Consider the following 14,294-nt stretch of genomic DNA (forward strand, 5'->3'; position numbering starts at 1 on the left):
CCTGCGCGTCGAGGATGGATTCCGGGCGCACGGATGCGGGCGATGTCGAGGCTTCCCCCAGCATCCTGGCCTACGATCAACCCTATGCCCGACAACAAACGGACAGCCAGCGGTGTGCTCTCGGGCCTTGCCGGCCTGGTGGGCCTCAGCGCCGTGGCAGGTGTGCTGATCACCGCGACCGTCACCCCGGCCATCGCCGTGACGAGTGCCGCCGCCTCCAGTGCGATCACGATGTTCGACGAGCTGCCGAGCGTGCTCGAGATCGACGAGCTCATGCAGCCGACGACGCTGTACTACTCCGACGGTCAGACCGAGCTCGCGACGTTCTACGACCAGAACCGCTCGCCGGTGACGTTCGACCAGATCGCACCGGTGATGTACGACGCGATCCTCTCCAGTGAGGACCCGCGGTTCTACGAGCACGGCGGCGTCGACCTCATCGGCACCACGCGCGCCGTGATGTCGAACCTGTCGGGCGGCAGCAACATCCAGGGTGGCTCCTCGATCAGCCAGCAGTACGTCAAGAACATCCTCATCCAGCAGTGCGAGTGGAACGCCACCGACGACGAGGAGCGTCAGGACTGCTTCGTCGCCGCCACGCAGTCCGACGGCACCGAGGGCATCGAGCGCAAGCTGCAGGAGATGCGCTACGCCATCTCGCTCGAGCAGCAGTACTCGAAGAACGACATCCTGCTCGGATACCTGAACATCGCGAACTTCGGCGGCACCACCTACGGCGTCGACGCCGCCGCACGCTACTACTTCGGCGTGCCGGCCGCGGAGCTCTCGCTCGGCCAGGCGGCCGTGCTCGCCGGCATCGTGCAGAACCCGAACACCTACCGCATCGACCTCTCCGGCGGTACGACGACCTACGAGGACGGGACGCCCGCCAACGGCGCCGACGACGGGTACGCGCTGACGAAGAAGCGCCAGACCTACGTGCTCGGGCGCATGCTCGCCGACGGCAAGATCACGCAGGAGCAGCACGACGCCGCCGTCGCCGAGCCCATCACGCCGAACATCACGCGCGCCGCCCAGGGCTGCGCCGCGAGCCCGGCCCCGTACTTCTGCCAGTACGTCGTCTCCGTCATCCGGAGCGACCCCGCCTTCGGTGAGACGAGTGACGACCGCATCGTCGCACTCCGCCGCGGCGGTCTGCGCATCACCACCACGCTCGACATGAACCTGCAGAACTCGGCTGCGGGCACGATGTCCGAGCTCGCCCCGACCTCCATCGAGGGCATGAACTTCGGCGCCGCGAGCGTCAACGTCGAGACCAGCACCGGCCGCATCCTGTCGATCACGCAGAACACGGCGTTCAGCGAGTCGTCCGCCGACGCCGCCGACCCGAACTACAGCTCGCTCGTCTACGCCGGCGACCTGAAGAACGGCGGCTCGATCGGGTTCCCCGCCGGGTCGACGTTCAAACTGTTCACCCTGGTGAGCTGGCTCGAGAGCGGGCACTCGGTCAACGAGGTGCTCAACGGTGTCAACCGCGTGTTCAAGCGGATGAAGAACAGCTGCACCGGCGACTGGGTCAACACGGAGAACTGGAAGATCGGGAACTTCAACGGGTCCGGCGGGTTCACCGGCACCCCGATGCAGTTCACCGCGCAGTCGCTGAACTCGGGCTACGTCGCCATGGCGGAGAAGCTCGACATGTGCGACATCGCCAAGGTCGTCGAGAAGATGGGCGTCACCAAGGGCGACGGCACGCCGGTGCCCATGTCGGTGGCCAACGAGGTCATCGGTTCCGACAACATCTCCCCGCTCGCGATGGCCGGCGCCTACGCGACCGTGGCCAACAACGGCATCTACTGCCAGCCCCGCGCGATCGACCGGGTGACGGATGCGGACGGCAACGACCTTCCCGAGAAGGTCCCCGCGCGCTCCTGCAACCAGGTCATCAGCCCCGAGGTCGCGGCCACCGCCGCGCACGCGCTGAAGGGCGTGATGGCGAGCGGCGGCACCGGTTCGCGCGCGAACCCGAACGACGGCACGCAGGTGATCGGCAAGACCGGTACCCACGAGCAGTGGCAGTCGTGGATGATCGAGTCCAGCACCGCCGTCACCACCGCGGTCTGGGTCGGCAACTCCCAGGGCGAGGTGCAGCTGTCCCGCAAGTACGCGAACGGGTATGCGGTGTCCGACCTCCGCTACCCGATCGCCCGTGCCATCCAGCGCACCGCCGACGAGCTGTACCCCGGCGGTGCCTTCCCGGCCCCGGACCAGAACCTCACGAAGGTCGTCTACGTCGACCTGCCGAGCGTCGTGGGCATGTCGATCGAACAGGCGCAGGCGACGCTCGAGGCCGCCGGCTTCGAAGCGGTCGTGGGTGACCCGGTCGACTCCGACCAGCCGACGAACATCGTCGCGGCCCAGAACCCCGGCGCGGGCCGGGTCGCGGGCGGCACGACCGTCACGCTGAACCCGAGCAACGGGCAGGGCGGCACGGTGCCCTCGGTGAGCGGCACGGTACAGGCCGCGCAGGGCCAGCTGAACGGTGCCGGCTTCGCGAACGTCACGCTCGGGAGCTGCACGCCAGACGACTCGTTGAACGGGAACGAGACGAAGGTCACGGGCACGGACCCCGCCGCCGGCACCGCGACGAACCGCGGCACCCAGATCCGGATCAACTACCTGAAGAAGGAATGCTGAGTTTGACCCCGTCCAGACCCGGGATGGCCGCCCTCACTGCGCTCGGCGCGGTGGGGGCGGCCGGTCTCGGCGCCGCCGCGTGGGGCGTCGGGGTCGAACGCCACCTCTACACCGTGCGCCGGCACACCCTCGCGGTGCTCCCGGCGGGTGCGGCACCGTTGCGCGTGCTGCACATCTCGGACGCGCACATGGCGCCCTGGCAGCACCGGAAGCAACGGTGGATCGCCTCGCTCGCGGCACTCGAGCCCGACCTCGTCGTCAACACCGGCGACAACCTCGGGCACGCCGAAGGCCTCGAGGGCGTCCGTCGCGCGCTCGCCCCGTTCGCCGGCGTGCCCGGCGTGTTCGTGCACGGGTCCAACGACGTGTCGGCACCGTCGCCGCGGAACCCGCTGCGCTACTTCCTCGGCCCGTCGAAGCGGCACCACACCGAGACGCCGCTCGACACCGATGCGCTCGACCGGTTCCTCATCGAGGAGCTCGGCTGGCACGACCTCGACAACGCCGCCGCGACCCTGGATGCGGCTGGCCTGCGCATCGACACGTTCGGCGTCGACGACGCCCACCGGCACTGGGACGACCTGAACGCGCTCCCGCCGCTGCGCGAGGCGCAGCGAGCCGCCGGCACCGCCGACCTCGTCGTCGGGGTCTCGCACGCCCCCTACCGGCGCGTGCTCGATCGGTTCACCGACCTCGGCGCCGACGTGCTGTTCGCCGGACACACCCACGGCGGGCAGGTCCGCATCCCGTTCTCGCCGAAGGCGCTCGTCGCCAACTGCGACGTGCCGCTCGACCAGGCGCGCGGCCTCAGCACCTGGACGCACGGCGGCCGCAGCGTGCCGTTGAACGTGAGCGCCGGCATCGGGCACTCGATCTACGCCCCGGTCCGGTTCGGTTGCCGCCCGGAGGCATCGCTCCTGCAGCTCGTCCCCGCCCGCTGAGCCCTCGCCCTGGCGTGGGCGCCGCTGTGCGCGCAGGCCCGTATCGCCGAGCGACCCCCTTTCCTGCGACCCACCCCTTTTCCTGTTGCAGATACAGGGGTGGCTCGCAGAAAGAGGGGTGGGTCGGCGGAGTGAGGCAGACCGCCGCTGCGCGTAACCGCATCCGTGCGTGACCGCATCCGTGCGTGACCGCATCAGCGACTGACGACGGCCCCTGCGCCCGCGGCTGCGCGTGCACAACTGCGGAGATCGTGGCCGACACGCCAGGTGCGGATGCGGCGGGGCGGCGTGTCGCGCGCCGTCTCCGCAGTTGTGCACGCCGACGCGACCCCATCGCCGAGCGACCCCCTTTTCAGCGAGCCACCCCTATTTCTGCTGCAGAAAGAGGGGTGGCTGGCAGGAAAAGGGGTGGGTCGGCGGACGAGCGGGGGCAGCGGCGCGCGCGGGCGCGGGCGAGGATGCGGCGCGCGGCAGCATCCGCTCCTCCCCAGCCCGGCACGCGGCGCCCGCCGTCCACACCGGCGGGGGGCACCGCACCTGCGCGGGGTGCCGGCGCCGAGGGTGGGACGCATGAGACGTGCCCTCGCCGCCATCCTGATCCTGCTCGCCGTCGTCACCGGCGGGATCGTGCTGAGTCCGCCCGCGCAGGCCGCCTCCCCCGGTGCGGGCTTCGGCACCTGGGCACCGACCTCGACGTACGGCTGGCACGGGTCGATGCTCGTCGGCGGCGTGCACACCTACTGCATCTTCCCCGGCCGGCCGCTCCCCGTCGGGGAGAGCGCCGACCACGGGGTGTCCTTCGACGCGGCGGGCCTCGACCCGCAGCGGCTCACCGCCATCAACATGCTCGTGAGCACGTACGGGCAGACCGACGACCCGGTGCAGGCGGCGAGCGTCGGCTGGGCGGTGAAGGCGATCGCGAACTGGGACGAGACGCTCCACCACTTCGGCTACCCCGGCGACTCGCTGGAGGGCGCCATCCACTGGACCTTCTCCGCGCTCGCCCCCGAGCACTCCGCCGCCGTACAGCACCTCGCAGCGGCCTACTACGCGGAGGCGACCGCCATGGCCGCGGGCAGGGCATCCGGCAGCGGCGCGCTGCGGTTCACCGCAGCATCCGACGACCCGTCCCGTGGCACGGTGACCGTCGAGACCGACACACCGGATGCCCGCGGCACGGTCACGCTCGAGGGCGCCGTCTTCGCCGACACCGGCTCCCCCACCCGAACGGATGCGGTCTCCGGCGGCGTCTACGACATCGTCGGCGCACCCGAACCCGGGGCGAGCTCATACACGGTCCGCGGGAGCGGCACGTTGCACGCCGGGTTCCTGCCCGCGGTGCGCCACTTCACGACGCCGGGCGGGCAGGACACGGCCGGGCCGGGCGGTCAGCTCGAGTTCCCGGTCGAGGGCGCGGACGAGGCGCCGCGCACCACGGTGTTCGCACCGGAGGTGCACACGCAGGTGGTGAGCCGCTACGTGCCCGGCGGCGCATACGTCGACGACGTCACCTTCACCGCCGTCCGCGGCGCCTGGGGCCGCACCGTCGACGGCGGCCACGTCCCCGTGACGGCGACGGCGGTCGTCTACCGGACGCCGGCCGAACCGGTCACGGCGGACCGCGTACCAGACGACGCCGAGGAGGTGGGCACCCTCTCGGTCACCACGGATCCGGGCGTCGGCCCGACCGCACCGTACCGGGTCGAAGCGCCCTGGCCGCTCCCCGGACCGGGGTTCTACACCGCGGTGTGGCGCATCGACGCCGACGGTCAGGCCCCGGAGACCGTGGCGGCGCTGGAGGAGGGCTACCGGTGGGTGGAACGCTTCGGCGAACGGAGTCAGGTCATGGCGGTCACCGAGGTGCGTTCCGAGGCCGAGCCGGTCGTCGCGGTGGGCTCGACCATGAGCGACGTCGTGATCGTCGCCGGCGCAGTCCCCGCGGCCGGGCTCGACGTCGGCACGGAGGTGTTCCGGGTGCCCGACGGGGTCGAGCCCGCCGACGCGTGCCGCCCGGAGCACCGGGTGTGGGGGTCGGCGCCGACCCGCGTGGCCGCGGCGGGATCCGTGTCGTTCACGGCGCCGGCGGTGCCCGGGTTCGGCACGTACGTGTGGCGGGAGTGGGCGACGGACGCGGACGGTCTCGCGGTGCACACGGGTGTCTGCGGCATCCCGAACGAGACGACGCGGGCACCGTTGCCGACCGTCACGACACTCGCGCAGGCCGGCGTCGGGCTGGGCGGCGAGGTGACCGATCTCGCCACGGTGACCGGCCCGGTCCCCGTCGTCGGGAGCACCGAGCTGGTCTTCGAGGTGTTCCGCTCGCCGGGCGGCGACCCCGCCGCGGCCTGCACGCCCGAGACCCTCGTCGCGACGACCGAACCGGTGGCGGTGACCGGTGCGGGCGAGTTCCGCTCCCCCGCGGTGCGGCTGTCCGCGCCCGGCACCCATTTCTGGGTCGAGTCGCTGTGGCACACGACGCCCGAGGGCGAACGGATGCTGCTCGCCCACGGCACGTGCGGCGTCCCCGATGAGACGACCGAGGTCGAGACCCCGCAGGTGGTCACCGCGGCCGATCCGCACGCGGGGATCGACGCCCCGTACGCCGACACGGCCGAGGTGACCGGGCTCGGTGACGGCGTGGACGCCGAACTCGTCTTCACCGTGCACCACGTGGCATCCGGTGCGGAGCCGGTGTGCACCCCGGAGAACCTCGAGGCGACCACCGCGGCCGTCCCCGTCGACGGCCCCGGGCGATACCGCTCCCCCGAGGTGCGCTCCGGCACCCCCGGCACCAAGCTGTGGATCGCCGAGCTCCGCATCCGCACCGCGCCCGGCGCGGAACCGATCGTCGTGCACCGCGGCGGCTGCGGGGAGGACGGCGAGAGCACCCGGGTCGAGCGGCTCGCGGTGACCGGCACCGGCGACGCCGGTCCGGTGCGGCTGTGGGCGGGGGCCGGTCTCGGCACGCTCGCGGTCGGGGGTGCGCTCACGCTGTGGGCGGCACTGCGGCGGCGGCACCGCGACACGCTCGGGGGTCCTCGATTCGGTCTCCGGCGCAGAACACGGTAGACTTGGAGGGTTGCCACGGGGTGTGGCGCAGCTTGGTAGCGCGCTTCGTTCGGGACGAAGAGGCCGCAGGTTCAAATCCTGTCACCCCGACGCGATGAGGCTCCGCCTTCGGGCGGAGCCTCCGCTGTATTCGGACACCGGCCCAGCCCCTCAGCACACGGGAGCACACATGACCGCAACCCCGAAGCTCGTCGCGTTCGACCTCGACGACACGCTCGCGCCGTCCAAGCAGGCCGTCGACCCGCGCATGGGTCGGCTGCTGCTCGACCTCGCCGCCCGCGTCGAGGTCGCGATCATCTCCGGCGGCCAGCTCGCCCAGTTCACCAGCCAGGTCGTCGAACGCCTCCCCGACGCGTCCGCCGACCTCCTCTCCCACTTCCACCTGCTGCCCACCTGCGGCACCCAGTACTACCGGATCGAGCCCGACGGCATCCGCACCGTGTACGCCCACTCCCTCAGCGACGACGAGAAGACCCGCGCCCTCGCCGCCGTCGAGGAGGAGGCCCGCCGCCTGGGCCTCTGGGAGGAGCAGACCTGGGGGCCCATCCTCGAGGACCGTGGCTCGCAGATCACCTTCTCCGCCCTCGGCCAGCAGGCGCCCCTGGACGCGAAGACCGCCTGGGACCCGACCGGTGAGAAGAAGAACACCCTCCGCGAGGCCGTCGCCGCCCGCATCCCCGACCTCGAGGTCCGCTCCGGCGGCTCCACCAGCGTCGACATCACCCACCGCGGCATCGACAAGGCCTACGGCATGCAGCGCCTCGTCGAACAGACCGGCATCCCCCTCGACGACATGCTCTTCGTCGGCGACCGCCTCGACCCCGACGGCAACGACTACCCCGTCCTCGCCCTCGGCGTCACCTGCCACGCCGTCCACGGCTGGGAGGACACGGCCGCCCACCTGGACGCCCTGATCCCCACCCTCCCGCCGCGCTGACACTACGCTGACGGCCATGGAAGCCGTCGCCCTCTCGGTGGTCGTCGCCCTCGCCGCAGCTGTCAGCGCCGCGTGCTGGGTGCTCTCGCTCGTCACCAAGGACACGTCCTGGGTCGACCGCGCCTGGTCGATCGTGCCGGTGCTGTACGTGTGGGTGTTCGCCGGGTTCGGCCTCGCCGCCGGTGTCGACGCCGCGAGACTCGTCCTCATGGCCGTGCTCGTCACCCTGTGGGGTGCGCGGCTGACCTTCAACTTCGCCCGCAAAGGCGGGTACACCGGCATGGAGGACTACCGGTGGGCGATCCTGCGCGCGAAGATGCCGCCGGCCTGGTTCCAGCTCTTCAACGTCGGCTTCATCGTCCTGTACCAGAACCTGCTGCTGGTGCTCATCTCGCTGCCCGCCCTCGTCGCCCTCGCCCACCCCACGCCGCTCGGCGCCTGGGACGCCGTGCTCGCCGTGCTGTTCCTCGGGTTCCTCGTGGGCGAGTCCGTCGCCGACCAGCAGCAGTGGGACTTCCACCAGGCCAAGCGGCGCGCCGGCGGGCACCTGGAGCCCGGCTTCCTGACGACGGGCCTCTTCCGCTACAGCCGTCACCCGAACTTCTTCTTCGAGCAGGCGCAGTGGTGGGTGCTCTACGGCTTCGCTGCGGTCGCCGCATCCGCCGCCGGCTTCTGGGCCGGAGTGCTCAACTGGTCGGTCGTCGGGGCGGTGCTGCTGACGGTGCTGTTCACCGGGTCGACGATCTTCACCGAATCGATCTCCGCCGGCAAGTACCCCGCCTACGCCGAGTACCGCCGCCGCACGTCGATGCTCGTGCCGTGGCCACCACGGCGGCCCGTCACGCAGGACGCGACGGTCTGAGCCGCCCGGTCAGCCGAGCCGGCCCCCCGACTCCCGCAGATAGCAGTCGGCGCACATCGATTCGTAGGTGACCGTCTCGGCGCTCAACTGGTCGATCGCGACCTGGTCGCCGTCGAAGACGAACCGGCCACCGACCAGCCGCGCGTTGAACAGCGCCTTCCGCCCGCAGCGGCAGATCGTCTTCAGCTCCTCGAGGCTGTGCGCGAGCTCCATGAGCCGCTCCGAACCGGGGAACGCGCGGGTGCGGAAATCCGTCCGGATGCCGTAGGCGAGCACCGGGATGCCGTCGAGCACCACGATCCGCAGCAGGTCGTCGACCTGCTCCCGCGTGAGGAACTGGGCCTCGTCGAGCAGCAGGCACGCCACGTCCGCGCCGGTCTCCGTCTGCACCCGCCGACGGTAGGTGCCGAACAGGTCACGCAGCGCGGCATCCGGCGGGATGAGGAAGTCGACCTCGCGCGTGACGCCGAGACGACTGGCGATGTGCTCCGCCCCCTTGGTGTCGATCTCCGGCTTCGCGAGGAGCACGTGCTGGCCGCGCTCCTCGTAGTTGTACGCGGCCTGCAGCAGCGACGTCGACTTGCCGGAGTTCATCGCCCCGTAGCGGAAGTAGAGCTTCGCCATGGCCTCAGGCGGGCAGGTGCAGCACGTCGGCCGTGCGGGCCATGACCTCGCGGGCCTTCTCCGGGTCGTCGTTCAGCGTCTCGCCGTAGGTGGGGATGAGCTCGGTCAGCTTCGGCTTCCAGCCCTCGATCTGCTCCGGGAAGCAGGTCTTCAGCAGGCCCAGCATGATCGAGACGGCCGTGGAGGCACCCGGCGAGGCGCCGAGGAGCCCGGCGATCGTGCCGTCGGATGCGGCGACCACCTCGGTGCCGAACTGCAGCTTGCCGCCCTTCATGACCTGTGCGCGCTGGCCGGCGTTCAGCAGCTCCCAGTCGCCGCGCTCGGCGGTGGGCATGAACTCGCGGAGGCTGTCGACCTTGCGCTTGTGCGACTTCAGCAGCTCGCTGACCAGGTACTTCACCAGGTCGAGGTTCGTGACGGCGACCTTCAGCATGCTGCCGAGGTTCGAGGGACGCACCTGCGCGACGATGTCGACCATGCGCCCCTTCTTCAGGAACTTGGGGCTGAACGTGGCGAACGGGCCGAACAGGAGCGACGGCTCACCGTCGACCACGCGGGTGTCCAGGTGCGGGACCGACATCGGCGGGGCACCGATGGCGGCCTGCGAGTACACCTTGGCCTTGTGGCGCGACACGATCGCCGGGTCGCTGGTCTTCAGCCACTGCCCGCCGATCGGGAAGACGCCGTACCCCCTGATCTCGGGGATGCCGGCCTTCTGGAGGAGCTTGATGGCCCAGCCGCCGGCGCCGACGAACACGAAGCGGGCGTTGACGCGGCCGGGGGTGGAGCCCACGCGACGACGGAAGTCGACGCGCCAGGAACCGTCCTTCTGCTTGGTGAGGTTGCGGACCTCGGTGTCGGTGAGGACGTCCGCGCCCTTGTCCTTCAGGGCGCGCAGGAGCTGGTGGGTGAGTGCACCGAAGTCGACGTCGGTGCCGCCGACCACGCGGGTCGCGGCGAAGGGCTCGTCGGCCTTCTTGCGCTTGTCCATGAGGAGCGGCGCCCACTGGTTGATGACGCGGGAGTCCTCGGAGTACTCCATCGCGGAGAACAGCGGCTGCTCCTTGAGCGTCTCGTACCGGCGCTTGAGGTAGGTGACGTCCTTCTCACCGCGCACGAACGTCATGTGCGGAGCGGAGTTGATGAACGTCTCCGGCGCGTCGAGGATGCCGGCCTGCACGAGCGACGCCCAGAACTGGCGGCTCTGCTGGAACTGCTCGTTGATCGCGACGGCCTTCGCCGGGTCGTCCGGGTTCGGCATGTAGTTGAGCTCGCAGAGCGCGGCGTGGCCGGTGCCCGCGTTGTTCCACGCGTTGGAGCTCTCCTCCGCCACGTCGCCCAACCGCTCGAAGACGGCGATCTTCCAGTCCGGCTGCAACTGCTGCAGGAACGTGCCGAGGGTGGCGCTCATGACGCCGCCGCCGATCAGAACGACATCGTAGGTTTCACTCACCCGACAATCTTAGTTCGCGCACGGGTGTGCCCCGCCCCGGGGAGGGCCCCCGGAACGGCAACAACCGCGGTTCTTGACTGGGTGCGAAACGCTCAGACGGTGGCGCCGAGGCTCGCGGCCACGAGCTCCGCGATCTGGACGGCGTTCAGCGCGGCGCCCTTGCGGAGGTTGTCGTTCGAGATGAACAGCACGAGGCCCTTGCCCTCCGGCGCGGACTGGTCGCGACGGATGCGGCCGACGAAGCTCGGGTCCTTACCGGCGGCCTGCAGCGGGGTCGGGACCTCCTCCAGCACCACGCCGGGGGCCGACGCGAGGATCTCGCGGGCGCGGTCGGGGGTGATGTCCTGCGCGAACTCGGCGTGGATCGTGAGCGAGTGACCGGTGAACACCGGAACGCGCACGCAGGTGCCGGCGACGCGGAGGTCGGGCAGTTCGAGGATCTTGCGGCTCTCGTTGCGGAGCTTCTTCTCCTCGTCGGTCTCGTTGTCACCGTCGTCGACGAGGTTGCCGGCGAACGGGATCACGTCGAACGCGATGGGGGCGACGTACTTCTCCGGCTGCGGGAAGTCGACGGCGGACCCGTCGTGCACGAGCCGGAGGGTGTCGCCCTGGGCGAGCACGCCCTCGACCTGGCCGAGGAGCTCCTGGGCCCCCGCGAGCCCGGAGCCGGAGACGGCCTGGTAGGTGCTCACGATGAGCCGTTCGAGGCCGGCGGCCGCGTCGAGCGGCTTCAGCACCGGCATGGCGGCCATCGTGGTGCAGTTGGGGTTCGCGATGATGCCCTTGGGGCGGTCGGCGATGGCGTGCGGGTTGACCTCGCTGACCACGAGGGGCACCTCGGGGTCGTTGCGCCACGCGCTGGAGTTGTCGATGACCACGGCACCGGCCTCGGCGAAGCGGGGGGCGTGCGCGCGGCTGCCGGTGGCGCCGGCGGAGAAGAGGGCGATGTCGACACCGGCCGGGTCGGCGGTGGCGACGTCCTCGACGAGGATGCTGTGGCCGCCGAACTCGATGGCACGGCCGGCGGAGCGGGCGGTGCCGAACAGGCGCAGCTCGCGGATCGGGAACGACCGCTCGGCGAGGATCTCGCGCATGACGGTGCCGACCTGGCCGGTGGCGCCGACGACGGCGACGGAGAGTCCGGAATCGGAGATGCGGGTCATGGCGGTTCCTCAGGGTGTGTGACGGCGCGACGGATCCTCATGGACCGGCGTCGGGGTTGCCCGATTCTATCGCGGCACGCCCGCCGCATCCGCCCCGATGACGGTCAGGGACCGACCGCATCCCGCCATCCGCGGCCGTTTCGCGCCGTCCTCGCCCTCCCGAAACAGGAGAAATCCCCGAGACCGGACGATTCGGCGGGAATCGTCCTGATCCGGGGATTTCTCCTGATCCCGTGCGGGACGGGACGGATGCTGCTGGCGCGGGTCAGCGACCGGTGCCGGCGTAGACCGTGGCCTCGGTCTCGGCGTCCAAGCCGTACGCGGTGTGCACCACGCGGGCGGCCTCGGCGACGTCGGCCGCGCGGAGCACCACGGAGATGCGGATCTCACTGGTGGAGATCATCTCGATGTTGATGCCGGCGGTGCTCAGCGCCTCGAAGAGGGTGGCGGAGACGCCGGAGTGGGTGCGCATGCCCGCGCCGACGACCGACAGCTTGCCGATCTGGTCGTCGTGGACGAGGCTCTCGAACCCGACCTCGGCCTGCTCCCCCGCGAGCGCCTTCAGCGCCGTGGCGGCATCGGTCTTCGGCACCGTGAACGAGATGTCGGTGCGCGCGGTGGCGGCGGCCGACACGTTCTGCACGATCATGTCGACGTTGGCGCCGGACTTCGCGACGATCTTGAAGATCTCGGCAGCCTTGCCGGGGACGTCGGGGACGCCGACGACGGTGATCTTTGCCTGGCTGAGGTCGTGGGCGACCCCGGCGACGATCGGCTCTTCCATGTGCTCTCCCAAGGGGACGTGGTGGGGGTGTCGACCGGTGCCGACCCACGTGCCCTCGGCGGAGCTGAACGTGGACCGGGCGTGGATGAGGACGCCGTGGCGTCGAGCGTACTCGACGGCGCGGATGTAGAGGACCTTCGCGCCGTTCGCGGCGAGCTCGAGCATCTCCTCGCTGGAGACGTGGTCGAGCTTGCGCGCACGCGGGACGACGCGGGGGTCGGCGGTGAAGATGCCGTCGACGTCGCTGTAGATCTCGCAGACGTCGGCTTCGAGCGCTGCGGCGAGCGCGACGGCCGTGGTGTCGGAACCGCCGCGGCCGAGGGTCGTGATGTCGCGGGTGTCGCGGTTGAAGCCCTGGAAGCCGGCGACGATGACGATCGCGCCCTCGTCGAGCGCCTCGCGCAGCCGCACCGGGGTGACGTCGACGATGCGCGCGGCGCCGTGGGTGGCGTCGGTGATCATGCCCGCCTGGCTGCCGGTGAACGAGCGCGCCTCGAAGCCCATCGAGTGGATGGCCATCGCCAGCAGCGCCATCGAGATGCGCTCACCCGAGGAGAGCAGCATGTCGAGCTCACGCGGCGCCGGGATCGGCGCGACCTGACCGGCGAGGTCCAGGAGCTCGTCGGTGGTGTCGCCCATCGCGCTCACGGCCACGACCACGTCGTGTCCGGCTCGACGCGTGTCGACGATGCGCTTCGCGACGCGCTTGATGCTCTCCGCGTCGGCGACCGACGACCCGCCGTACTTCTGCACGATCAACGCCACAGTGGAACTCCCCGGGGATACGGGCACGCGAGTGTTGTGCCCGAGGATCCATTCTACGGAGCCTGGAATGCGTCACCGGACATGTGTCGGGCCGGACCCCGACCGGATGCGGTTCAGCCCGCGACGGGCGGGAGGTCGCCGTGGACGCGGCGACTGCGGAAGCCGCCGGTGGCCGCCAACCAGCATCCGACGACCACGAGCGGGAAGCCGAGGAGGAGTCCAGGGGTGATCGGCTCGGACAGCACGATCGCACCAAGGATGACCGCGACCACCGGGTTCACGTACGTGAACAGGGGCGCCCGTGCCGGGCCCACTTCGCGGATGAGGGCGAAGAATGTGATGAACGCGACCGCGGTGCACAGCACCCCGAGCGCGACGAGCGAGACGGTGCTCGTCACCGTCGGGGTGCGGTCCTGCGTGAGCAACCCGATCGGCAGGTAGAAGATGCCGACCGCGCTGAGCGAGACGGTGATGGCACCGAGCGTCGGCACGTCCTGCAGCTTGTGCACGACGATGAACGGCGCGACCGCGTAGCAGACCGCCACCAGCAGCACCTCGCCGACCGCGAGCAGGTGGTCGCCGCCGGAGCCCATGCCCGGCCCCATGACGACGAGCGCGACGCCGACGAACCCGAGGCCGAGGCCGATCGCGCGCGCCGGGCGGAAGACGCCGCGGTCGCCGCCGAAGAACGCGATGATCGCGCCGAACAGCGGCACGGTTGCGACCAGGAGCCCGGCGAGGCCGGAGTCGATCGTCTGCTCGGCGTGGCTGAGCAGCATGAACGGCCCGCCCATCTCGAGGGCGCCGAACAGCAGCACCCACCCGATCCGCCGGAACGCGGGGCCGAGCGCCTTGCTGCGGAGCGCGAACGGCAGCAGTACCAGCGCGCCGAGCAGAGTGCGGCCGGCGACCACGGATGCGGGCGAGTACCCGTCGAGGGCCTGCTTGATGAACAGGTACGGCATGCCCCAGAGGATCGACATCGCCCCGAACAGCATCCACCCGCGCGCCCCGATGCGCGCTGCGACCGGGTTCATC

Annotated in this window: 10 protein-coding genes and 1 tRNA gene; 6 read left to right on the plus strand and 5 right to left on the minus strand. The window is 70.8% G+C overall.

Annotation, left to right across the window (positions count from 1 at the left end):
• Window positions 1–84 precede the first annotated feature (84 nt).
• From ACWAUO_RS00960 to ACWAUO_RS00985, 6 genes are all read left to right on the plus strand, one after another.
• Complete coding sequence (locus ACWAUO_RS00960; RefSeq protein WP_460772313.1) at window positions 85–2,658, plus strand: transglycosylase domain-containing protein; 2,574 nt, start codon at window positions 85–87, stop codon at window positions 2,656–2,658.
• Between the two features lie 23 nt (window positions 2,659–2,681).
• Window positions 2,682–3,599, plus strand: a complete 918-nt coding sequence (locus ACWAUO_RS00965; protein WP_460772314.1) for a metallophosphoesterase — start codon at window positions 2,682–2,684, stop codon at window positions 3,597–3,599.
• Window positions 3,600–4,169: 570 nt separating this feature from the next.
• Entirely contained in the window at window positions 4,170–6,668 is a 2,499-nt protein-coding gene (locus tag ACWAUO_RS00970; protein WP_460772316.1) for a hypothetical protein, read from the plus strand.
• Between the two features lie 16 nt (window positions 6,669–6,684).
• A tRNA-Pro gene (locus tag ACWAUO_RS00975) sits at window positions 6,685–6,758 on the plus strand.
• A 79-nt stretch (window positions 6,759–6,837) separates the two neighbouring features.
• Window positions 6,838–7,605 (plus strand): HAD-IIB family hydrolase, encoded by a 768-nt coding sequence (locus ACWAUO_RS00980; protein ID WP_460772317.1) that lies wholly within the window; start codon window positions 6,838–6,840, stop codon window positions 7,603–7,605.
• Between the two features lie 16 nt (window positions 7,606–7,621).
• Window positions 7,622–8,467 (plus strand): DUF1295 domain-containing protein, encoded by an 846-nt coding sequence (locus tag ACWAUO_RS00985; protein ID WP_460772320.1) that lies wholly within the window; start codon window positions 7,622–7,624, stop codon window positions 8,465–8,467.
• Between the two features lie 9 nt (window positions 8,468–8,476).
• Here ACWAUO_RS00985 and ACWAUO_RS00990 read toward each other — a convergent pair whose 3' ends face one another.
• The 5 genes from ACWAUO_RS00990 to ACWAUO_RS01010 form a co-directional block, all read right to left on the minus strand.
• Window positions 8,477–9,091 carry a thymidine kinase gene (locus tag ACWAUO_RS00990; RefSeq protein WP_460772321.1) on the minus strand — a complete coding sequence of 205 codons (615 nt, stop codon included), beginning with the start codon at window positions 9,089–9,091 and terminating at the stop codon, window positions 8,477–8,479.
• 4 nt (window positions 9,092–9,095) lie between these two features.
• Window positions 9,096–10,544, minus strand: coding sequence for a malate dehydrogenase (quinone) (gene mqo, locus ACWAUO_RS00995; RefSeq protein WP_460772323.1), 1,449 nt, complete (start codon window positions 10,542–10,544; stop codon window positions 9,096–9,098).
• Window positions 10,545–10,636: 92 nt separating this feature from the next.
• On the minus strand, window positions 10,637–11,707 hold the full coding sequence (locus ACWAUO_RS01000) for an aspartate-semialdehyde dehydrogenase (RefSeq protein ID WP_460772324.1): 1,071 nt from the start codon (window positions 11,705–11,707) through the stop codon (window positions 10,637–10,639).
• A 265-nt stretch (window positions 11,708–11,972) separates the two neighbouring features.
• On the minus strand, window positions 11,973–13,256 hold the full coding sequence (locus tag ACWAUO_RS01005) for an aspartate kinase (RefSeq protein ID WP_460772325.1): 1,284 nt from the start codon (window positions 13,254–13,256) through the stop codon (window positions 11,973–11,975).
• A gap of 113 nt (window positions 13,257–13,369) precedes the next feature.
• On the minus strand, window positions 13,370–14,293 hold the full coding sequence (locus ACWAUO_RS01010; RefSeq protein ID WP_460772327.1) for a DMT family transporter: 924 nt from the start codon (window positions 14,291–14,293) through the stop codon (window positions 13,370–13,372).
• Between the last annotated feature and the right edge of the window lies 1 nt (window position 14,294).

This window comes from Microbacterium sp. GXF7504 (genome assembly GCF_054798235.1).